This window comes from Bacillus sp. MC1252 (assembly GCF_056838025.1).
Genome location: NZ_CM166369.1, coordinates 3,468,291 through 3,490,441 on the forward strand (window position 1 = coordinate 3,468,291; position 22,151 = coordinate 3,490,441).

Consider the following 22,151-nt stretch of genomic DNA (forward strand, 5'->3'; position numbering starts at 1 on the left):
ATTTCCTCCCTTTTTATTGAACAGTTGCTGCATCAAACTTGAGGCGAATGTCATAATTGCCTGTATATCCGATGACCGGCACAGTCACACTCACTTTTGCTGGTACGACTTCTGTCAGACTGGACACATTGAATTCTACCGTTCTTTTATTGGCAGCTGTGTTCGTACTGATCACCTTCGCATCTTTGTAAACACCTTGATCCAGTGTTTTAAAGCTTGTGATCCAAGAGCTATTGGTTAACGTGACTTGCGCTTTGATTTTCCCATCCTTCACGACAAGCTTGGCTGGTTTTTCAAAATACGTATTCGCTGTTGAAGTCGAATCGCTATCTGCCTTCCATACCACATATTGCGCTGAATATTGACCATCTGCTAAGCCTGCTGCTGAGGCAGAGCTAACCGGAGCTAAAGCAAATAATAGAACAAAGCTAAAGAATAATAATACGTGTGACGATGGACGAAGTGCTTTCATGTGAACCCTCCTAATTGATATTGATAATTATTCTCAATAGACAATAAAAAAAATAACCTTCATAAGTGTTGAGATCACACTTATAGATGATTATGATAATCATTATCAATTGTGTTGAAAAAATAAATCTTTGCTTCCAAAAAGTCAAAGATGTCTGCTTCCAAATGATGGATCGATATTTATTTTAGGCAATCTGTCCCATTCATAATACCATGGCATAACCTCCATTCCATTACAGGGAAAAGAACCCTCTTCTCCTTGATATTATATGATGGATGAATTTATTGTCAACATCATTTTTCATACTATTGTCTTAGATTTCTGGAAAATCACAAAAAAAAATTTCGATCAGGTGCACCTGATCGAAATCGATTAGGAAGGGACATGTTCCCCTTTTTTGCTGTTTTTTCGCTCTAAAGACCATGCGTACATTTCACGAATAATCGGTTCGATTTTCTTCCCTTGCGCTGTTAATTTATATTCAATCCGCACCGGAATGTCGGGGTATACTTTTTTCTCAACGAGCCCTTCAGCTTCTAAATCCTTCAGCCTTTCTGATAATAATCTTCCGCTGATGTTCATTTCATTTTCAAGCTGACAAAAACGCTTGGGCCCTGTGAGAAGCTGATTGATGATGAGAATCACCCACTTCTTGCCTAGAATTTCCATGGCATCTGTAATTGGGCAGCCGTCCACTTGAGCCATACTTACTCCCTCCTGCCTTTCTCTCTTTTTTTCATTATAACACAATTAATTACTTGAAATAAGTCACTAACTATTATATAGTTTAGTTACTAAAAGTAACAAGGTATACATTTTTATAGATTTTCAAAAACATTTGAACATGCCGATGCATATATCATGAAGGAGCTGACCAGCTTGAAGACAATTGAGCAGCTAAGATTGGGTGTAACAGAATTACATGTGTCCAACTTTGAGCGTTCTTTACCTTTTTATACAGACATTTTAGGGTTTACTATATTAGAACAGACGGATTCCGCCGTCACTCTTGGCAGCAATGCAAAGGAACCGATCCTTTTGTTAAAAGAAGATGCACAGCTGAAGGAGAAACCTAATCATGAGCCAGGACTTTATCATTTTGCTGTTTTATTACCTACCAGAAAAAACCTGGGCACATGGCTGGCACATGTGATCAAAAAAGGCTATCCTTTAATTGGAGCAAGCGATCACTTTTTCAGTGAAGCCATTTATTTAAGTGATCCTGACGGCATTGGCGTAGAAATTTATGCTGATCGCCCTGAGGACGTTTGGGTAGGTGAGCATGGAGAACTGAAAGGTGGCGGAAATGCACCGCTTGATGGAGATGGTCTCCTGCAAGAAGCCGCTGATTCCACCTGGGAAGGACTCCCTGCTGATACAGTCATGGGACACTTGCATTTCCATCTTAACCCAGAAGAAGCTGATTCCTTTTATGTGAACACGCTCGGTTTTCATATCCGAATGGCTCCCCAAGCAAGTTTATTTGTCGCTGCTGGTGTGTACCATCATCACCTTGCCTTTAATGCATGGGGACGCGGGAGAAAAGGAGCCATTGATCCACGTTTTTCAGGAATTAGAAGCTATACACTGGTTTTCCCTGAAGAAGCGGACAGACAATCCGTCGTCGAACGTCTGACAAAAGCAGGCGTTGCTGTCAAAACGACAGGAAAAAGTAACGAATTTGTTGATCCATTTGGCGTTCTCGTTCGTTTACAGATTGAAGAAACAGATAAAAAAGAAGGTGCAGAATATGGACAAACACACAGATCTTAAAACAGCCATTTTAAAAGATAAAATCAAACGAGTACAGCAAGAAGACGGATATATATATATCACTGGACCCATTAAACTGCCAGTGAATTTAGACGGCAGAACCGTGATGTTCAACTGGTATTCATGGTTAAAAGACGATGGGTTAGAGCCATTGTCAGATGAAGCTTTAATTGAAAGCCTCTCATCCCGTGAGCTTGCCGATCATCAGCAATCAAGCGTTCTTGTGTATGGGGATTTCGAGCACGCTGATGAAGCCTTTATCCGCATGCATTCCATTTGCCACACTGGCGATATTTTCGGAAGCAAGCGCTGCGACTGCGGTTTCCAATTGAAGCAGTCCATGCGAATGATTGAGGACAATGGAGCAGGTGCCCTGTTTTATTTAGCCAACCATGAAGGGCGCGGCATTGGCCTTTTCAGTAAAGCCATGGCTTACATCCTTCAAGAGAACGGCTATGATACAGTGGAAGCAAATGAAGCGCTTGGTTTCGAAGATGATACGCGTCAATATGAAGAAGCCATTGCCGTTCTTCAAACACTTCGTACAAAGCCAGTAAGACTCATTACCAATAATCCGAAAAAGACAGATGCCATCAGTCATGCAGGTCTTTCTCTTTCTGGACGCATTCCGCTTTGGGGTGACGTCTCTGAATTCAACGAAAAATACTTGCAGACAAAAATTAACCGCTCAGGCCACATGAAGGCGGATCAAGAGGTGCATACGATTGCCACATCATGAGCGATATATGAATCTAGCCCTAGAAAATGCACGTGCCATGAAAGGACAGACATCACCGAATCCGCTCGTCGGGGCTGTGATTGTCCGCGATAATGAAATTGTTGGAGTCGGTGCTCACATGAAGGCCGGCGAACCACATGCTGAAATTCATGCACTCAAAATGGCAGGAGACAAGGCAAAAGGAGCCACGATTTATGTGACCCTAGAGCCTTGTTCCCACCATGGCCGCACAGGCCCTTGCGCTGAAGCACTTGTCAGAGCCGGTGTCGAAACCGTTGTCGTAGCAGCACTTGATCCGAACCCGCTTGTCGCTGGCCGTGGGATTGCCATTTTACAAGACGCAGGTATCCAAGTTATCACGGGCGTACTTGAACAGGAATCCATTCTCATGAATGAAGTGTTTAACCACTTTATTACGAAAAAAACGCCTTTCGTGACGCTCAAAGCGGGCATCACCCTAGATGGAAAAATTGCTTCTGTTACGTCTGACAGCAAGTGGATTACGTCAGAAATTTCCCGTTATGACGCTCACCACATCCGCAGTATCAATGATGCGATTTTGGTTGGTGCTCAAACCGTCATTCATGACGATCCTTCATTAACCGCGCGGATTCCAAATGGTCATCATCCAATTCGAATTGTCCTAGATTCTAAGCTTTCGACACCACTGACGGCAAAGATCGTCACTGATCAGCTGGCACCTACATGGATTTTTACAACAAAGCAAGCAGATGAGGAAAAACGAGCGGCTTTAGAAGCAGCTGGCGTCAGCGTCTTTATGACAGACGGCGACACGCGAGTGCCTTTACAAGAAGTACTTCAAGTGCTTGGAGAAAGAAATGTCTCCTCCCTCATGATTGAGGGCGGCGGCCAAGTCAACGCCTCATTTTTAGAGCTGCAGCTTGTAGATAAATTGGTCATCTACATGGCACCTAAGCTCATTGGCGGACGACTCTCTCCTTCCTTTTTCGGAGGCGAAGGCATACGCCTCATGAGTGACGCAATTGAACTGGATCAACTCGCCATTGAACAGCTGGGGAAAGATATCAAAATAACTGGCTATCCCGTTTATCAATAATCAAAAAAGCTTGTAGATTTGGTCTACAAGCTTTTTGCAAATGATTTATTTTTGAGGTGAATAGGTTGTCAATGAAAGGAATCAATCATTTATTATTTTCTGTTTCAGATTTAGAGGCATCTATTGATTTTTACACACAAGTTTTTGACGCAACATTATTAGCAAAAGGGAAAAATACAGCTTACTTTGATTTGAACGGGCTATGGCTTGCCCTCAATGTTGAAAAAGATATCCCTCGTCAAGACATACATCACTCTTACACACACATCGCCTTTTCAATTGATGAAGAGGATGTTGATCACATGTATCACAAACTAAAAGATTTGAATGTCAACATCTTACCAGGCCGTCCGAGAGACGAAAGAGATCAGAAATCGATTTACTTTACGGACCCTGACGGACATAAATTTGAGTATCATACAGGAACCTTGAAAGATCGAATAGATTATTACAAACAAGAGAAAACACATATGGAGTTTTTTGATAAATCGTGAAAGAAATACAGAGAAGAAACAATAAGATGCTATTCGTCATTTGGTAGAAAAGCTGGTAAAATATACATAGAAACGTGAAGCAAGCGATAGTCCTCCCCCCTTCCATACTAAAGGTGTTTTTATGCCGAGAAAGGAGGGGTCAGTTTGAGAACAAAACTTGTGCGTTCACGCGTTGAGAGACGCAAGAACAAAAAGAAAGAAGCTTGTACCTGCAAGTACAAGCTTTGGTTTCTTATCTTAAATTCAATCCGAACTCTAGTCCAGTTCATCGTATGGATTATAGATAAGAGACCGTTCTGAATTAACCCTTAAGATTATCATGAAAAATAAAGTGGCACCTTCATTACCCCTAGTCAAGGTAATGCTGGTTCTATCTCGTTTCTGTTTTTTGGAGGGCTACTTTATTTTTTTCATATTATTTCAGTGTATTCCTCAAATTAAAAATTTATACATAGAAAAAGCACACGGTAGTCAGCCGAGTGCCCAAATTAAATTTCTTTTCAGTTATATGGTGAACGTTCAAGAAATTCACCTTGAAGCTCTCGTGCTTCAGTTTGAAAACTAGTTCAACTTAGTCCGAGTTGAACAAAAAACTTGTGCAACTACATGTTACCATAAGTAACAATTTGTTACCATAGATAAGCATATTTTTTTAACCTTAATGTGTCATTTTAAATGATTGATACTGAATATATTTTAAACATTCTGTGTAAATCTCTAAGGACTGTGCAGAATTTTATTTTTTTTGTTAGTTGCAGTAATTTCAAATTAGAGTGAGGTAAATTTATTTTTCCTTCCTGCACAATGTTTAAAATAAATGATACAGCTTTTTTGTTGTTCAATTTATCAAATAAACTGAACAACAATCTATATAACATAAAAGTGTGACTTGTACTTTTCTTCTATACCCTCCTACTTTCTATTGGCAACTGTAAGACCTTATTTAGTTAAATAAAAAAAGAATCAGTATATTAAAAAGCTGATTCCTTATATTGCATTAATCTATCCAAATCCCAAAACAAGTTTTATTCAATCCGTGAAACTTGTCGTAAAATGTTTCACATGAAACATCTGTGATCTGACCTCTACGAATTCCCCTCTACCAGCCTGCCAAAGCTTTCGGGTGAAAGTCCCGGTGAAATGTGAAGGCGGTGTAAGGACATCATGCCTTGTTCCTTTTTCGCATGTCCTGGTTCAGTGGTGACAGCCATCTGATATCCAGCTTCCTTCGCCAGCTTCAGCGTGTCTTCGTTATAACGCCCAACCGGATAGCTGACCATTCTCGTACGCTGAGAAAATCGCTGATCAAAGAATGCCTTTGACCCTTTTAATTCCTCTTCCTGCTGCTTCTTTGATAAACGATTGAGCTCTAAATGGTGAATCGTATGACTCTCAATGGATAGTCCATGTGCCATCATTTCATCCATTTGATCATCTGTTAAGTGATGCGGACGGCCAATGGATTGCTCAATCATAAAAATCGTTGCTTTCATCCCATATTGCTTTAAAATCGGAAATGCCTTTGTGTAGTTGTCCGTATATCCATCGTCAAATGTAATCAGGACACACTTTTCACTTGGCTTCGTATTTGTTGTGAAGACGCGATATGCCTCTTCCGGTGACAGCGTGACATAGTCGTTGTCCCTCAGCCATTTCATATGAGCCGCAAACTCGCTCTTTGGCACACGTAATGAGTTGCCGCTGGAGATGCTGTGATACATCAAGATCGGAAGCTCAACCGGCTCCTTTTGCTCAATCCAGTTTTGTGTATCTATCACAGTCGCTTCTTTCTGATGAATCTGTTTTGTTTCTTTTGCTAATTGACCCTTTTCCTCTTTGACTACTTGCTGGTTTCCTTCCGCTTGCTCCTTCTTTCCCATACAGCCCGAAATGAGCAGCACCAGAAGACCAACCGCAATCAACATACATGTTTTTTTCATTCACCAATCCTGCTTTCTCTCTATCTACCGAATGATTATAACAGAAATTGGTTAATAGCTGACATCTATTTTGACAGGGTGTTCATTTTTTTACACATTTCGATCATCTCAATGGCGAGCAGATGAATGGTCTCTGTTGTGAGCATTTGATCTTCTGCATGTATCAGCAGTAAAGAAAAGGGAAGCTGTTCACCTGCCGCCTCTTTTTGAATGAGCGACAAGTGCAGGTGATGGATGCTTCGAAACGCTTCCTCCCCTTTTTCGATCAACTGCTGCGCTTTTTCAAAATCATCTGCTCTTGCGAGACGAATCGCTTCTACATAATGGCTTCTCGCCTCACCTGCATGGGCAATGATTTGAAAGGCTGCTCCCTGCATTTCCTCTAATCACATCATCAGCCTCTCCTCCGATTGCTCAAGATTCATTTGCTAGTTTGTCCGCTCTATCGCAGCCACTATATGGAGCGCCAAATACCCGATCTCATCTTCATGGATCTCCACGCTCTCTTTTTCCTTAAGCCATCTGCGCACCATATCCTGAATCAATTGGTACGTTTCTTCAGGTAACAGCGCAGGGTTCGGATGCTCCTGCTGAAACACATGCTCTGCCATACAATATCTTAATTTCATTTCATCCCCTGTCAGCCGCAGTCCATATTTAGGGCGATGAGATACAGAAAGTCCATGTAATGAAAACAAGTGCCTGACTGCTTTCAGATCATTTTTCACTGTGGATTCACTCACAAATAGTTCCTCTGCCAATCCATCTAATTTGATATAGTCGTCTGACAGAAGCAGTCTTTTCAGTAAATAAGCCACGCGGTCCTCAGGCTGAATCGGAATCACCTGTTCCTTTTTCTCATTTCTTTCTCTCATCGACTTTTTCAAAAATGTACGAAATGCCCCATAATCCTCGACGTTCAATATATACCCTGCCCCGCGTTTCATCTGAAGTACTGCTCCATGTTCTTCTAATATTAATTTAAGCGCTTTCATATCTGTTCAGATTGTTCTTGATGTGACCCCAATCACGCGGGCCATTTCTTCACTTGTCAGTTCTTGTTCCGCTTGCATCAATCGTTTCAGGAGCTCCTCCTGACGTAGAGATAGCATGGATTCCCCACCCTAGGCAATTACTTTTGCCTATTATCATATAGGAAACAAGAGGAGGGATGCATCATGGGTTCTTTTATGTTTGTTGTTATGATCATATTGGCTTCTTTACATTCTCACACCAAAGGATAAACGTACATCTTCTAAGCATTCTGCACATCACAGTTCAACGACAAGTAACTATACTGATTCCTATACTCATCATGCTTCAGATGCCTCCTGCGGGAGTGGTTCAGGCGGAAGCAGCGGAGGGTGTGATGAAACAAAAAAACAGCCGCTCATAGGGCGGCTGTTTCGTTTATTGTATTAAAGAGCTTTCCAGCCTCGTTCAATCAAATGTTTAACATCCTTTGCAAAATCCTCGCCCTTTTCCATCACGTCCTGGGCTCTTCCTGCAAAATTACTGGCGACAGCCAGCTCCATTTTTTTCAATTCAAAGTGCAGGATTTTTTGGTCAATCTCAGACATATATTTTTCATACTCATTATTCACGATGTCGTGCATCACACTGTAGGCTTCTTTCCGATGGCGATGAAAGTCTATTCCTCTCTCACCTTTCCATGACGAATCTAGAGCAGGCTTTTTGATTTCCTTTAAGTCTGACTGCACAAGATCTTGTTCTGTTCGAATATTGCTTTTGGCTGTCTTTAACCGAGAGATCATTTCGTCAAATTCTGCACGTTTGTTTTCAATTCCCATATGCAGATGGTGCAGCATCTCGGATAAACTCATGTCATCCACCTCTATCGGACCTCATACGAAAGCACTGCGTCAGAGCCTTTGGAACCGAGCAGCTCACCTGCTTTTTCCAATCCTGACATTTCTACCGTTCGCTTTCATTAAGTATAGTATAAGGTGAAAAGCCTTATGCTTAAATAGGGAAAAGGTGTCCTTTTAACGTAGTGATTGGAAGGAAAACGGAATAATCATAGGACATAAATCTCGAATTATATATGAGTCTTTATAACTACATTTCACACCATATCAATGTAAGCAATAAATAAAACGATTGTGCTGATTTATTTTGCAGCAATCGCTTCATCCTGTTCTTTTAACGTCTTCACATTAGAGCGCGTATCTTGAACATTTTTAATCAAGGCTTCTTTAAAGCTTGAGACCATTTCGCCCACCTCTGCTTCACGTGCCGTCCACTTGGTCACAAATTCAAGGCTGTTTTCACCCGCTTTATCTGCTGCTTTTTTCATTGTTAAAGCTTCGACTGCTTGGGAGACTTCATCTAATTTATCCATGACTGTTTGGTAGTTTAACTTAATTTGTCCCATTGTGATATCCTCCAGATTTGTTCAGCATGACAGCAGCTTTACAAGCTGCCCCATGCTTTTGAGATCAAGCGTTTTGCGTCCTCTACTGCGTCTTCTCCTTTTTCAGCAAGACGTGCGGCGTCTCCAGCTAAAGAACTGGCAAAGGATAAGGCAGCTTGTTCAGCTTCTAATGTATTGATTTTGAATTCAATGCGGCTCACGTAGCGTGGGTATTTGTCGTTCACGATCGTTTGCAGCGCATCATGTGCTTCATTCCGCTCTGATTTGAAATCCTGGCTTCTCTCACCTTTCCAAGAGGTCCCAAGCTTTGGCTGCTTGATTTGCTTTAGGTCTGTTTCTGCCGCATCTTGTTCACGTTCAATCTTGCTTTTCGCCTTTTTGAGTCGAGCGATCTTCTCTTCGATCTCTGCTTTTTTATTTGAAATGCCTCCGTTAAGGGCAGTCAGCATATCCGATAAGCTCATAGGGGTTCCTCCTCCTGTCAAAATATAAAAACGCTGCTTAGATTCCCTCTAAACAAGCGTAATGGTGAATAGCATTTTTTCCAATATTGTTATTATAAGGCTCAAAGACTCATGTTTGAATAGGTATTTGTGCCCTTTTTATGGTATAAATATGCTTTCACTCTCCTTCATACTACACCTAAAGACCTCTTCTGTAGGGGGTCTAAAATCACGATCACCTACTTTGTATCACATATAGTCTCTCGGTCCTAGGACAAACAAAAGCCGCCCAGTGAGGAGCGGCTTTTGCAAACGGCTTATGATGCCGATTCTTCTTTTTCTTGCTGATCTTTGACGTACCAAATGAATTTCCCAGTATATCCGTAAATAATCGCAAGACCAATGGCGACAAAGCTCAACCACATAAATGGTAAATAAGAGAATGTCGATACGCCTAGAATTCCCGCCATGTAAATCCCGTTATCTGACCATGGAACCATACCAGACGTAAGCGTACCACCGACCTCAGAGTTTCTGGATAAAACACGTCTGTCTAATTTTAATTTATCATAGCTCTTTTCCATAATTTTTGGCGTAAGGATGATTGATACATACATAGCACAGCCAAAAATATTCGCAAAGAAAGCAACAACTAGTGTGGATAGAGTGACGTTTCCTGCATTATGCAATTTCTTCTCAAACGTAGAGACGATGACTTTTAATACTCCTAAATATTCAAGTACACCACCGAAACCAAGACCGAGGATAATCACCACTAAAGATCCTAGCATATTGACAATACCGCCACGGTTTAACAGGGTATTTAAGAAATCTACATCTGAGTTAATGGAAAAGCCATTATAAGCCGTAGCAATCGCATCTGCCGGATTCATTCCTTGAAAAGCCATGGCCCAAATCGAGCCTAGGAGAGCACCAATGGCGATAACAGGCATTGAAGGTTTCTTAAATACGAGCAATAACACAACAACTACAGCCGGAATAACCATCCAGATATTAATTGTAAATGTATCATGAAGTGCATTTTTCAAAAACTCTACTTTATCTTGATCAATGTTTCGACCGCCATACATAAACCCTGTAATCGTAAACATAATCGCTGTAATCACAAAGGCTGGTATGGATAAGACCATCATAGCTCTTACATGCGCCAGCACGTCTACTTTAGAAAGAGAAGCGGCGAGTACGGTGCTATCTGATAATGGCGATAATTTATCACCAAAGTAGGCTCCAGATAAAACGGCACCTGCAACAATTGGAAGCGGAATCCCAAGACCTTCACCAATCGCAATCATGGCAATACCTGCCGTTCCAACCGTCCCCCAAGAGGTTCCTGTTGCAATGGACATAATGGCACAAATAACAAGTGTAGCTAATAAGAAAATGTTAGGATGAATAAATTCTAGGCCATAATAGATTAATGTAGGTACAACACCACCAGCAATCCATGTTCCAACAAGTGCACCAACAGCAATTAAGATCAAGATAGCATCTAAACCATTTGATATCCCTTTTGTAATCGCATTTTGAAGATCCTTATATGAATGTCCCAATCGAATCCCTAAAGCGATCACCATAAACCATGAGATAAACAGTGCTAGTTGAATATCTAATTTGAAGTAAAGAGTAAATGATAAAACAATTGCTAAAAACAAGCCAAGTACAGACACGACCTCTGTCAAAGACGGCAGACGTGGTGATTTCATTTTGTTTCCTCCCTTTGTGCGTGTGTTAAGCGTTTTCAAAATATTGTGAAAAAAGTGTGCCAATTCGAAAGAAAGTGAATTGCCTGTTTTTCTCTTTGTCACAGGCAATTCGTCATATTGATAAAATAAATTTTTTGATATTATTGTCGCTCTAGCAGCTCTTGACCCGCAATACCAGGCTTTGTCATCTCGTAAGGATTTAAGATAATATCAAGTTCTTCTTCCGTTAAAACATCATACTGCAAGCAAAGATCTCTGATCGATTGTCCCTTCAAAATAGCTTCTCTTGCAATTCTAGCGGCTGCTTCGTAGCCTAAGTGAGGGTTCACGGCAGTGATCACGCCTGCACTTTTTTCTACATATTCTTTCAAACGTTTTTCATTTGCTTCAATGTCCGCTAAACAATGATCTGTGAATGAACGGAATCCGTTATTCATTATACTAATAGATTGAAGCAAATTAAAGACCAGAACAGGCTCCATCACATTTAACTCAAGCTGACCCGCTTCAGAAGCAAGACAGATGGTGTGGTCGTTCCCAATGACCTGGAATGCGATTTGGTTAATGAGCTCTGCCATGACTGGATTGACTTTCCCAGGCATAATGGATGATCCAGGCTGACGGGCTGGCAATGCAATTTCAGCAAGACCTGCACGCGGACCAGATGCCATTAAACGAAGATCATTGGCAATCTTAGACATGTTCATCATACATACTTTTAATGCGGCGGACACTTCTGTGTAAGCATCTGTATTTTGCGTCGCATCCACAAGATGCTCTGCGCCTACAAGCGGAAGACCAGAAATATCTGCTAGCTTCTTCACCACGATCTCAATATAGCGTGGATCTGCGTTTAAGCCTGTCCCAACAGCTGTCGCACCCATGTTTACTTCATATAAATGCTGCTTCGATTGGTTAATCCGTTTAATATCACGGCTTAGAACGCGGCTGTATGCTTCAAATTCCTGTCCCAAACGGATCGGAACAGCATCCTGCAGGTGCGTACGACCCATTTTGATCACATGATCGAATTCTTTCGCTTTCTTTTGAAATACGTCCTGCATCACCTGCATCGTCTCAAGCAGAATGTCTAACTGCTTGAGCACAGCAATATGGATAGCGGTTGGGAATGAATCATTCGTCGATTGCGACATGTTCACATGTGTGTTTGGACTTAAATGAATGTATTCACCCTTTTGATGTCCCATGATCTCTAGGGCTCTGTTACCAATGACCTCATTGGCATTCATATTCATCGAAGTTCCTGCGCCGCCTTGAATTGGGTCTACAATGAAGTACTCATGCAGCTTACCTTCAATGACTTCATCAGACGCTTGAACGATGGCATTGCCAATTCCTTCATATAAACGTCCAACTTCCATATTGGCTTGAGCTGCTGCTTTTTTGACGATGGCAAAGGCTCTGATAAGTTCCTCATGCATGCGATACCCTGTAATCGGGAAATTTTCTTTTGCACGAAGGGTTTGAACACCATAATACACGTCTGCCGGAATTTCTTTTTCACCAAGAAAATCCTTCTCGTAGCGATAAGTTGCTTGAACCATCTGATATGACCTGCTTTCTATAGAATAGTTAAATTACTAAATCTTCTGCGATTGGCGTTTCCATAATCTTTTTCACTTCTCTTGGATCTGTTGTTTTGCCTAATGCCCACATGAGTTTCGGCACGATGGCTTCTGTGTTCATGTTTCGTGAACGTGCCACCAGTTCTTGATTGATCTTGCGTCCTACTTCATACACACTCATGTCTTCTCCTTCTTCGAGACACTGAGTTGTGATGACAACAGAAATGCCTTCTTCCAGCAATTCGTTGATCTTTTCTAAAAGGTTTCTTCCTTCGAAAGGAATTCCGCCGCTGCCGTAGCTTTCGATGACGACCCCTTTGTACACACCTTTGATCGCCTCTAAAAACTCAGGCTTAAGTCCTGGGTGCAGTTTTAATAGACAAACATCCGTGTTCAAGGATGCATCTAATTTAAGCGGTTTCATTGACGTTCTTTTTACTTTGCTATTGTATTCAATTTGATGGTTTTCAATCGATGCAATATATGGGTAGTTAATACTTTCAAATGCATCGTAGCTTTTCGTTCTTAGTTTGATTGCGCGTGTTCCTTGAATCACTCTTCCATCAAACACGACGTATACGCCGCCTACACCGTCACATGCAAAACGAATCGCATCTGTGATGTTTTTCTTCGCATCTGTTTTCTTAAACGTAATCGGAATTTGTGAACCTGTAATAACAATCGGCTTATCAGGATTTTGCAGCATATAAGATAGAGCTGCTGATGTATAGGCCATTGTATCGGTTCCATGAGTGACGACAAAGCCGTCGTATTGATCATAATTCTCATAAATGGCTGTTGCGATATCCACCCAGTATTCAGGCTGCATATTTGTACTATCTATACTCATCAGGGACTTTGTGTCCATTGTGTACTCTGCATTAATTTCGTTTAAATAGCTTAAAAGGTCCTCAGCTTTAACACCTGGAGCCAAACCATTTTCACTCTCTACAGATGCAATCGTCCCACCAGTGGTTAAAAGCAATAATTTCTTCAACAGGTCCACCTCTTTCAGTAAAATTACTTCGTTTGTCACACATATTATAAGCCAGCTTGTGCTATTCTATAATATACGCTTTACGCGTACCTTCATTGTCATTATAGTCACATACTGCGAATTAATCAAGAAATTATTACGCATAACGCGTACACTCCATGTCAAAATATGATATACTGTTGATGTATATAAAGGAGCGTTCATGTATGATACTCGATCGTTTAACCACCCTTAGAAAAAAGAAAAAATGGTCTCTCCAGCATACGGCAGATCGCCTAGGTATCGCCAAAAGCACCTATGCCGGTTACGAATCTGGGTACCGACGACCTTCGCTTGAAGCAGTGAAGCTGCTGGCTGATTTGTATGATACGTCCATTGATTTTTTACTTGGTAGAACGGACGAGCCAGAGATAAAGCGCAAAATCTCTGATATCAAAATTGAACTGACGGAAGCAAAAGAAGGAACCATCCTCGTAGATGGCGTTCCACTAACCGATGAAGAAATCAAACAGCTTGTTGCCTTTATTCGGGCGAAAAACACTCTGAAAGTATAAACAAAGAAAAGAGAGATCCCTATCATACGGGCGCCTCTCTTTTCTTTTTGATAACAGCTGCTTATGAATAAGGTGAAGACAGCTGGCTTAATTCCTCTAACCGCCGCTTCGCTTCTTCTTTATTAAACGAACTATAATAGCGATAATTCTCATCATCTAAGATACGGTAATGCTGACTCAGCACATTTTGCTGGAGACGAAACGTGCCTTTTTTTATCGAGGTCCGCCACCAAACCTTTCCGCCAATTGTACGTTCAACAGATAGATGCAATTCATCATGTGCCACGACTTCCAAAATCTCAAGCGGGTCATCCCCAAGTGTCCCTTTTAAAATGTCACTATCCCTGAATAATGCACAAACGGCCGCAGTTTGTGTCCAGTTGAGGCGCAGTCTGTTTTTTTCGACCTGCTGCAAATGCCGTTTCGATAAACCAAGTATCTCAGCCATGCGGTCCTGCGTATAATTCTTTTCTTTTCGAATCCGTGCCATTTGTTCTGTGACGAGGTCGATTACCATCTCTTTGTCCATCTCTCATCACCTCTTGAGCGTTCAGTCTTTACTGACATCATACACGATTTTTTCGAAAAAGTGGCGTCCTATCCTTTGAAATCATGGCGTAAACAACCTAGTCGATCTGCTCTTCGACCTGACCATGCTGCTGTTTCCAGTTCTCTTGGGCAGCCCGATTTAAATATGGATAGATGTCTTGTTTGACGGTTTGCTCGAATACTTCTTCATCTAAAATACTGTACGCCGGAATCTTGATCAATTTCCCATCTATTTTCCGAATGAGCACATCCATGAAGAGAAATCCCCTTATACTGTAACGGTGCCGGCGCATGTCGATTGATTGAATGTCTTGAAAAGGGATCGTTTGCTCTCGATGCAGCACAGCGCCATTCTCTCCGCGCTGAATTCGAAAAATCACATTTCCCCTCTTCGTAAAAGCCGGCAGAATCATTAAAAAGGAGATCCAGCCATACACAATGCCTAATAGTCCGCCTAAAAATAAAAATAATATATAATTCGATTCAAATGTAAGAGCTTCTGAAAATAGCCAAATACCGATGATACCAAAGCCGCCCGTTGCTAAGAATGCCCATACTCTTAGAAAGGGTCTGCTCCTCACTTCTATTACTTCACTTGGATTCAAGCGTCATTCTCCTTTTCTCCATTAGAATATAGAACGTAACCCGTCTCTATGAGCCGTCTCTATGCGAAATTCGTTTTCCTTTATTCCCGACACAAGCCATGAATGTTTCTCACCTGGTATAACAAATAACATGGACTCCACATCCGGCGTATTGTTTTTGTCATAGGCTACCTTCATAAGGGAATCCATCTTTCCTTTTCTCGCCTGCACATCGGAAACAAATGCCCTCACGAGTTCTTGATTCTCTGTTTTATTAAGGAAGGAAAAACACTCATCTTTCCCTTCGCTTGCTTGCTCTAACAGCATTTCAAATTCCTCTGCTTGCAGGTTAATAACAGGTATGCGGTGATCACTCATGTGTATGCTCAAAAAGGCTTTCACTTGCTCCTCTGCCTGCTGATCGTCTTTCAGTTTATGGATCTGATGCACTTGTTGATCATAAAGCGTATGATGCGCATACACGCCCGCCTGCGTCGTATGAAAGGAGGTACTGACTTCTTCATCTAACTCTCCAAATCTTGAAGCCTTGACGGTATGAGATGCATCATTCATGGCCTGGATGAAATGACGGTATTCTGCTTTATAACGGTATTGTCTGTTTCGAAATTCCAGCACGTCTTTTGCCAGCAAAGAGCGGCACGCAATTTCAAACAAAAACCCAAGACGTTCATCCTCTACATCAGGATAATAGGCTTCCTTTAAGGACATGCCTTGTTCAAAATAGCCTTCACTGTAAAAACTAAAGATGAGTTCCTCGATACTTAGACTCAGCTGATCCAACTTGATCTCTCCTTATCCAAAAGAAAATGCGCCCTTAAAGAAATCGCCTGCACCCTTTATAAGCGAGTCTGCGGTTTCTTTTGTTTGTTCTATCCCTTTATGTATCATCTGATTTGCTTGATCAATGGTGTCATTGACTGCTTTCACACCTTGACCCGCCAGCTCAAATGCTTTTTTCCCTTTATCCACGACTGTATGAATCGGTTCCTTTAATTTCACTGCGACCTGTTCAGCAAAACCGGATGTCAGCTTGGCGACTTTTTCTCCAATAAATCCACCTACTGCTGATCCAATGGCGCCACCAACAACTGTTCCAATTGGGCCCGCAAAGCTTCCGAGAGCGCCGCCGACAACGGCACCTGCGACGGACCCGCCAGCGATAAAGACCGTATTATTCACTGCATTTCCAACAGCCTTTGCATTTTCACGCTTAAGAACTTCCGGCTGATCACCGAATTCTGCATAGTTCTCAGCCATTTTCAAACCACAGCCAACCGTTTCCGTTGCACCAGTGACAACTGTTGCAATGATGGCATTTCCTTTAGCAAATCTTGCCCCATTTTTCAGAACAGACTTGATTCCAGCCGTGTCCTTCCAATTGATACTCCCTTTTGTAAAATCGCGGACACTGTTCGTAAACGCAACCGTATCGTCAGGATAAAATTTTGTGAATTTCTTATGGACCAAATCAGCCATCGACCAGTTGGATCGTTTTAATAATTCTTTTTTACTCAGCCAAATCCTTGCTAGCCGGTCAAATCTCGTTCCTTCTACCTGGCTGGTCAAATCAAGCAGCAGCTTAGAATGCTGCGCTGCATAACGGCCATTTTCTTTCATAAAGGTTGTCATCCCAAGCCCGTAGTATTTCGCCTGCATCATCACGATACCAGCTAAGCTCGTGAGCGTGCCATATTGATCATAGATGCTGTACATTTTCCTTAGAATATCATCTGCATCGACCATTTTATCTGCTGCATGACGAATCGCGATATCATCACTGCTCAATTTGCTTATTAATGCTTGTCCAGCACTCCATGCGTCCCCAACACCAGAAAAACAGCTTCTATACCGAGGATCACAGCCTAAAATCAAATGATCCAGTTCACTATGTAAATCGTGGTGCTTTGTTTCGGTGGCGGAAAGCTCACCTACAAAATCATTCGCCAGCCCTGTCAGCTGATCTGGATCAACCACAATGTCACGTGCCATCACATCATTTCCCTTCTCGGTTTCTTTCTCTCCGTTCTTCTCGTCTTTTTCGCTCAATCTCTTCCATTCTGGCAATTTCGGCTTTACGCTCCTCGATCTTGACTGCTGCATCCCGCAGTTCCTGGCTCGTTTCAAGCAAGTCCTTTTCAAATTGATCATAGCGTGCCGTTGTTTCCTCAAAGCTTTGATCAAATTTATTCTTTGCTTCTCCTTGCCAGCCTGATCCTACTGCTTTCAGCCGATTCTCAAGCAGCTGCTTCGACTGCCGAATCTCATCAGCCGCTTCCTGAAACTTTTGAGCGAGTGCCAGCGTTTGACTAGAATCCAACTTTCGCACCCCTTTCTCCCAATTTAACGTACAAATGGATGATTTTATATGTCCTCATTATAAATAAAAAGACACCCAAAAAAATCACCCTAAAGAACCATTCAGCACATCGCCTAATAAAAGTAGGCCTTTTTCCCCTCTAATTGCCAGAGAAAACCTTTCTTGTTATGAAGCGCATTCAAGACGTGATAAAATGAACATATTCTACAAAAGGAGTGACGTATAGATGAAAGAGGAAATGATCAAGCGTTTCACAAGTTATGTGAAAGTAGATACTCAGTCTGATGCAGAAAAAGAAAGCTGCCCATCTACTGCAGGACAGCTGAACCTAGCGAGACAGCTTGTTGAAGAGATGAAATCCATCGGGATTCAAGAAGTAACAATGGATCAAAACGGCTATGTTATGGGAACGATCCCATCTAACACCGACAAAGAAGTGCCAACGATTGGCTTCCTGGCTCATATTGATACAGCTACTGACTTCACCGGCAAGAATGTGAAACCGCAGCTTCATGAGGACTATCAAGGCGGTGACATCATGTTAAATGAAGATTTACATATCGTGTTATCTCCAGCACAGTTTCCAAATTTGCAAAAGTACCAAGGACATACGCTCATCACCACTGATGGCACGACCTTACTTGGTGCAGATAACAAAGCAGGTATCGCAGAAATTATGACCGCCATGCATTACCTCATTCAGCATCCAGAAATCAAGCATGGAAAGATTCGAGTCGCCTTTACTCCAGATGAAGAGATTGGCAGAGGACCGCACAAATTTGATGTCGATGCCTTTGGCGCTTCCTATGCTTATACCATTGACGGCGGACCGCTTGGAGAGCTTCAATATGAAAGCTTCAACGCAGCAGGTGCCAAGGTATCGATTAAAGGAAACAATGTCCATCCAGGTACAGCGAAAGACAAAATGGTCAGTGCTGCGAAGATCGGGATGCTCTTTCACAACAAACTCCCTTCAGATGAATCTCCGGAGTATACAGAAGGATATGAAGGCTTTTTCCACCTGACGAAGTTTGTAGGAGAAGTGGAAGAAGCAGAGCTGCAATATATTATCCGTGATTTTGATAAAGAGAAGTTCAACAATCGCAAAGCACTATTTGAAAAGATTGCAAATGACTTAAAAGCGGTCTACGGCGAAAACAGTATCACCCTCAGCATTCAGGATCAATATTATAATATGAGAGAAAAAATTGAGCCGGTTAAACATATTGTGGACATTGCCTATGAAGCAATGGAAAACCGCTCAGTGACACCTGTGATCGAACCTATACGCGGCGGTACAGATGGCTCTCAGCTTTCATATAAAGGTCTCCCAACACCAAACATCTTTACTGGCGGAGAAAACTTCCACGGTAAATATGAATTTATTTCAGTGGAGAACATGGTGAAAGCAACAGAAGTCATCGTGGAAATCGCACGTTTATTTGAAGAAAAAGCATAGACATGTTTACAACCGTTCCTGTTCGGGAACGGTTTTTTAATAAAAGTTTACAATATTCTGAAACTTTTGTGACACTTAATCGTACTAATATAGACAACCCCAGAAAAATTCTTCTTGACGAGTGAAATAATTGGAAATATAATAGTTAAAAACAACCAGTATTTTAGACCTAAATTAGCAGATCATCTAAACCTTAAGAACTAAACCGATTCTGCTGCTTATTTTCAGTTATAAACATCACTCACCCTGTCTACACTGAAAGAATAGGATGAATTGGAGGAATGTCATATGATGATTTTATTGATTATCGCTTCACTTTGCTGCTACTTACTTTTCTCTTTCAAAAAAGATAACCGCACCCAAAAACGAAAAAGCGCAGAGCTTTCGGAGTTTGAAATCTTTCGTATGCGCCGCCACTACAACGGCAAACGCCGCCATCCACTAAACGATGCACCTAAACAAGTATAAATTCAAAGAAAGAGCCTCATCAGGGGTTCTTTTTGTTTGTGTAAGAACGTGTTTTAGACACAATAATAAACGACCACATCCAGTGGCCGTTTATTATTGTTGACAAAGGGCTAAAATGATCTTTATTTTAGCCCTTTGTCTTCTTTTCAGCGTGATAGAAAACCTTTGAAGTCTAGGAAGAACGAGCACTGGCGCGGAGCGAATTTGACATTCGTGAGCACCAGCGCGCAGGACTGACAACGAATGCGAGGGTTTGTCTACACGCTGAAACGACCACATCCAGTGGCCGTTTCTCTTTTTATTTATACACCTTTGCAGGTACTTGAATCATAGGAATTCCTTGATAGTATGGTGCGATTTCATAACCACAGATCCAAATGGAGCAAACAACGAAACAATCAGCGAAAAAATAATCAGGCTGATCGTTAGGCCTTTTTTCATTGTCATAGTAAAAACCCTATTTTCGTCTATTACCAATTGAGTATACCGTGACAAAAGAACCAAAAGAAGCGTCATTTCCATATTATTCTTCTCTTTTCCACATCGGGTTTGTTTACCGTTTTCATAAGTTCCTGTATGCTTAATGTAGAATGTTAGATGAAGTGTGGTGTTTATCATAGAAGAGAATATTTTTAGTCATATTCGGACAACGTTTCATAGTTTGTCCCCAACCCAGAAAAAGATTGCCAATTACATTTTACAAAACCCTCAGAAAGTTGTGCTTCATTCCATTAGTGCACTCGCCGCTGAATGCAACACAAGTGAAACGACGATCTTTCGGTTTTTACGAAAAATTGGCTATGAATCGTACCAAGTGTTTCGTGTCCATGTCGCGCAGGATATTGCGACCAATACTCCTCAATCCATATACGGCGAGATCGAGGCATCTGATAGTGTAGCAGATATTAAACATAAGGTCATAGAGTTAACAACAAACTCTATTCAGGATATGAAGCATATTTTAGAAGATCAAGCCGTGACTCAATTTATCGAACAAATGAAACAGGCACATAAAACCGTCTTCTTTGGAGCAGGTGCGTCCAGTTTTATTGCAGGAGATGCTTATCATAAGTTCCTCCAGCTTGGTTTTGAAGTGAGTCTGTGCAGTGATCCACATATGATGAATATGATTGCAACACACGCCACGGAACACGATTTTATCGTCGCGATCTCCCATTCAGGAGAGAGCAGAGAAATTCTTGATGCCGTGCAATTTGCAAAAGAAAAGGGGGCAGCAATTGCCTCTATCACGAGCTATCCGAAATCAGAGCTCGCAAAGCGCTCTGACTTTCACCTGCTCAGTTCATCAAGGGAAACAACATATCGATCCGACTCTATGATCTCCCGTATTAACCAGCTCGTCATCATTGATGTTCTTTATGTCGCAGCTGTTTTAGAGCTAGGATCAAATGCCATTGAAAACGTGAAACGATCTCGATTAGCCGTAGCTAAAAATAAAACATGAACGCATAAGACCGGAGCTGATTCCGGTCTTTTTTTGTGACTTTTCTCATATTTTCCGTTGACACGTTCCTATCACGTCATGTACATTAAATGAACAATAGTTTTTTTTCTACTATTATTTAAATTAGATAGTATATATACTAACATTCAGAAAAGAAAGCGCTTTTTGTAAGGGTTTTCTATATGGGAGGCGGACAAAGTGACAAAACAGATTGGATTCATTGGACTAGGAATTATGGGAAAACCTATGGCACTCAATCTATTAAAAGCCGGTCATACTGTGACTGTGTTTGATCTGAACGAGGAAGCCATTCGAGCATTACAAGAAGCAGGAGCAAAGGGCGCTTTTTCAGCAGCTGAGGCAGCTTCTGAAAGCGATGTCATCATCACGATGCTTCCTAAAGGCGAGCATGTAGAAGCAGTTATATCAGGTGATCATGGCATTTTAGCTACAGCTAAACCTGGCACAGTCATCATAGATATGAGCTCTATTTCACCAGTTACCTCTAGAGCATTGGCCGCCCTAGCAAAACAGCACCAGGTAGAATTTATCGACGCACCTGTCAGCGGCGGAGAACCAAAGGCGATAGACGGGACACTTTCTATTATGGCTGGCGGCGAAGAAGCCATCTTCGAACAAGTAAAGGATGTCCTGCTCGCGATGGGCACAGAAGTCGTATTAGTTGGGACAAACGGAAGCGGGACAACAGCTAAACTTGCCAATCAAATCATCGTCAACTTAAATATTGCTGCTATGTCTGAGGCGCTCGTTCTTGCCGCTAAATCAGGCATTGCAATTGATAAAATGTATGAAGCGATCCGTGGCGGACTGGCAGGGAGCGCCGTTCTCGATGCAAAGGTCCCACTGATTTTGGATCGAAACTTTGAACCTGGCGGACGCATCGACATCAACTTAAAGGATTTAACCAATGTGATGGAAACTGCCCATGATATCGGCGTTCCTCTCCCTCTTTCTAGTCAGCTGCTTGAAATTTTCCATGCCCTCAAAGCAGACGGAAAGTCTGGACTTGATCATGGCGGCATTGTTCAATATTACGAAAAAATGGCTCATGTCGAAGTGAAGAAAGGATGAG

26 protein-coding genes are annotated in these 22,151 nt (G+C 41.8%); 9 read left to right on the top strand and 17 right to left on the bottom strand.

Annotated features, from left to right (window positions below; all coding sequences use genetic code 11):
- Positions 1-13: 13 nt before the first annotated feature.
- Positions 14-472 (bottom strand): NEAT domain-containing protein, encoded by a 459-nt coding sequence (locus ACYH0L_RS17900; RefSeq protein ID WP_482354199.1) that lies wholly within the window; start codon positions 470-472, stop codon positions 14-16.
- 372 nt (positions 473-844) lie between these two features.
- Positions 845-1,177: a winged helix-turn-helix transcriptional regulator gene (locus ACYH0L_RS17905; protein WP_230031607.1), complete on the bottom strand. Its 333-nt coding sequence runs from the start codon at positions 1,175-1,177 to the stop codon at positions 845-847.
- A 174-nt stretch (positions 1,178-1,351) separates the two neighbouring features.
- On the opposite strand from ACYH0L_RS17905, the gene ACYH0L_RS17910 reads away from it, so the two are divergent.
- The 4 genes from ACYH0L_RS17910 to fosM all read left to right on the top strand — a co-directional run bounded on the left by ACYH0L_RS17910 (position 1,352) and on the right by fosM (position 4,556).
- The gene (locus ACYH0L_RS17910) at positions 1,352-2,245 is read left to right on the top strand and encodes a VOC family protein (protein WP_249705644.1); all 894 of its coding nucleotides are present in this window, start codon (positions 1,352-1,354) and stop codon (positions 2,243-2,245) included.
- Positions 2,223-2,984, top strand: coding sequence for a GTP cyclohydrolase II (locus tag ACYH0L_RS17915; RefSeq protein ID WP_099727181.1), 762 nt, complete (start codon positions 2,223-2,225; stop codon positions 2,982-2,984). Before ACYH0L_RS17910 ends, ACYH0L_RS17915 begins: the two co-directional genes overlap by 23 nt.
- Positions 2,971-4,062, top strand: coding sequence for a bifunctional diaminohydroxyphosphoribosylaminopyrimidine deaminase/5-amino-6-(5-phosphoribosylamino)uracil reductase RibD (gene ribD / locus ACYH0L_RS17920; RefSeq protein ID WP_482354200.1), 1,092 nt, complete (start codon positions 2,971-2,973; stop codon positions 4,060-4,062). The genes ACYH0L_RS17915 and ribD overlap by 14 nt, the downstream gene beginning before the upstream one ends.
- A 71-nt stretch (positions 4,063-4,133) precedes the next feature.
- Positions 4,134-4,556 carry a FosM family fosfomycin resistance protein gene (gene fosM / locus ACYH0L_RS17925; protein WP_373605139.1) on the top strand — a complete coding sequence of 141 codons (423 nt, stop codon included), beginning with the start codon at positions 4,134-4,136 and terminating at the stop codon, positions 4,554-4,556.
- A gap of 1,085 nt (positions 4,557-5,641) precedes the next feature.
- Here the strand turns inward: fosM and ACYH0L_RS17930 are convergent.
- The 10 genes from ACYH0L_RS17930 to ACYH0L_RS17975 form a co-directional block, all read right to left on the bottom strand.
- A complete protein-coding gene (locus ACYH0L_RS17930) occupies positions 5,642-6,496 on the bottom strand; it encodes a polysaccharide deacetylase family protein (RefSeq protein ID WP_482354201.1) in 855 nt (284 codons plus the stop codon).
- A 65-nt stretch (positions 6,497-6,561) separates the two neighbouring features.
- Positions 6,562-6,873, bottom strand: a complete 312-nt coding sequence (locus ACYH0L_RS17935) for a PTS sugar transporter subunit IIA (RefSeq protein WP_230031613.1) — start codon at positions 6,871-6,873, stop codon at positions 6,562-6,564.
- Positions 6,874-6,924: 51 nt separating this feature from the next.
- Positions 6,925-7,443, bottom strand: coding sequence for a helix-turn-helix domain-containing protein (locus tag ACYH0L_RS17940; RefSeq protein WP_367308020.1), 519 nt, complete (start codon positions 7,441-7,443; stop codon positions 6,925-6,927).
- Positions 7,444-7,497: 54 nt separating this feature from the next.
- Positions 7,498-7,608 (bottom strand): HTH domain-containing protein, encoded by a 111-nt coding sequence (locus tag ACYH0L_RS17945; RefSeq protein ID WP_230031616.1) that lies wholly within the window; start codon positions 7,606-7,608, stop codon positions 7,498-7,500.
- Positions 7,609-7,914: 306 nt separating this feature from the next.
- The gene (locus ACYH0L_RS17950; protein ID WP_099727186.1) at positions 7,915-8,340 is read right to left on the bottom strand and encodes a YwqH-like family protein; all 426 of its coding nucleotides are present in this window, start codon (positions 8,338-8,340) and stop codon (positions 7,915-7,917) included.
- A 287-nt stretch (positions 8,341-8,627) separates the two neighbouring features.
- A complete protein-coding gene (locus tag ACYH0L_RS17955; protein ID WP_008355536.1) occupies positions 8,628-8,891 on the bottom strand; it encodes a YwqI/YxiC family protein in 264 nt (87 codons plus the stop codon).
- Between the two features lie 38 nt (positions 8,892-8,929).
- Positions 8,930-9,355, bottom strand: a complete 426-nt coding sequence (locus ACYH0L_RS17960; RefSeq protein ID WP_230031617.1) for a YwqH-like family protein — start codon at positions 9,353-9,355, stop codon at positions 8,930-8,932.
- 296 nt (positions 9,356-9,651) lie between these two features.
- A complete protein-coding gene (gene nhaC / locus ACYH0L_RS17965) occupies positions 9,652-11,058 on the bottom strand; it encodes a Na+/H+ antiporter NhaC (protein WP_099727188.1) in 1,407 nt (468 codons plus the stop codon).
- 140 nt (positions 11,059-11,198) lie between these two features.
- Positions 11,199-12,623 carry an aspartate ammonia-lyase gene (aspA, locus tag ACYH0L_RS17970; protein WP_099727189.1) on the bottom strand — a complete coding sequence of 475 codons (1,425 nt, stop codon included), beginning with the start codon at positions 12,621-12,623 and terminating at the stop codon, positions 11,199-11,201.
- Between the two features lie 28 nt (positions 12,624-12,651).
- A complete protein-coding gene (locus ACYH0L_RS17975) occupies positions 12,652-13,641 on the bottom strand; it encodes an asparaginase (RefSeq protein WP_099727190.1) in 990 nt (329 codons plus the stop codon).
- A 206-nt stretch (positions 13,642-13,847) separates the two neighbouring features.
- On the opposite strand from ACYH0L_RS17975, the gene ACYH0L_RS17980 reads away from it, so the two are divergent.
- The gene (locus ACYH0L_RS17980) at positions 13,848-14,195 is read left to right on the top strand and encodes a helix-turn-helix domain-containing protein (RefSeq protein ID WP_099727191.1); all 348 of its coding nucleotides are present in this window, start codon (positions 13,848-13,850) and stop codon (positions 14,193-14,195) included.
- Between the two features lie 61 nt (positions 14,196-14,256).
- Here the strand turns inward: ACYH0L_RS17980 and ACYH0L_RS17985 are convergent, their stop codons facing one another.
- The 5 genes from ACYH0L_RS17985 to ACYH0L_RS18005 all read right to left on the bottom strand — a co-directional run bounded on the left by ACYH0L_RS17985 (position 14,257) and on the right by ACYH0L_RS18005 (position 17,666).
- A complete protein-coding gene (locus tag ACYH0L_RS17985; RefSeq protein WP_482354202.1) occupies positions 14,257-14,724 on the bottom strand; it encodes a helix-turn-helix domain-containing protein in 468 nt (155 codons plus the stop codon).
- A gap of 97 nt (positions 14,725-14,821) precedes the next feature.
- Positions 14,822-15,349, bottom strand: a complete 528-nt coding sequence (locus tag ACYH0L_RS17990) for a YfjD family protein (protein WP_099727192.1) — start codon at positions 15,347-15,349, stop codon at positions 14,822-14,824.
- Positions 15,350-15,370: 21 nt separating this feature from the next.
- Positions 15,371-16,129, bottom strand: a complete 759-nt coding sequence (locus tag ACYH0L_RS17995; RefSeq protein ID WP_099727193.1) for a hypothetical protein — start codon at positions 16,127-16,129, stop codon at positions 15,371-15,373.
- A gap of 12 nt (positions 16,130-16,141) precedes the next feature.
- Positions 16,142-17,338 carry a DUF6861 domain-containing protein gene (locus ACYH0L_RS18000; RefSeq protein ID WP_230031620.1) on the bottom strand — a complete coding sequence of 399 codons (1,197 nt, stop codon included), beginning with the start codon at positions 17,336-17,338 and terminating at the stop codon, positions 16,142-16,144.
- Between the two features lie 4 nt (positions 17,339-17,342).
- Positions 17,343-17,666 carry a WXG100 family type VII secretion target gene (locus tag ACYH0L_RS18005; RefSeq protein WP_099727194.1) on the bottom strand — a complete coding sequence of 108 codons (324 nt, stop codon included), beginning with the start codon at positions 17,664-17,666 and terminating at the stop codon, positions 17,343-17,345.
- Between the two features lie 226 nt (positions 17,667-17,892).
- On the opposite strand from ACYH0L_RS18005, the gene pepT reads away from it, so the two are divergent.
- The 4 genes from pepT (at position 17,893) to garR (ending at position 22,150) form a co-directional block, all read left to right on the top strand.
- Positions 17,893-19,125, top strand: coding sequence for a peptidase T (gene pepT, locus ACYH0L_RS18010; RefSeq protein WP_482354203.1), 1,233 nt, complete (start codon positions 17,893-17,895; stop codon positions 19,123-19,125).
- A gap of 288 nt (positions 19,126-19,413) precedes the next feature.
- Entirely contained in the window at positions 19,414-19,593 is a 180-nt protein-coding gene (locus ACYH0L_RS18015) for a hypothetical protein (RefSeq protein WP_008345664.1), read from the top strand.
- Between the two features lie 607 nt (positions 19,594-20,200).
- Positions 20,201-21,058: a MurR/RpiR family transcriptional regulator gene (locus ACYH0L_RS18020; protein ID WP_180275507.1), complete on the top strand. Its 858-nt coding sequence runs from the start codon at positions 20,201-20,203 to the stop codon at positions 21,056-21,058.
- Positions 21,059-21,256: 198 nt separating this feature from the next.
- Positions 21,257-22,150, top strand: a complete 894-nt coding sequence (garR, locus tag ACYH0L_RS18025) for a 2-hydroxy-3-oxopropionate reductase (RefSeq protein ID WP_249705647.1) — start codon at positions 21,257-21,259, stop codon at positions 22,148-22,150.
- The last annotated feature ends 1 nt before the right edge of the window (position 22,151 follow it).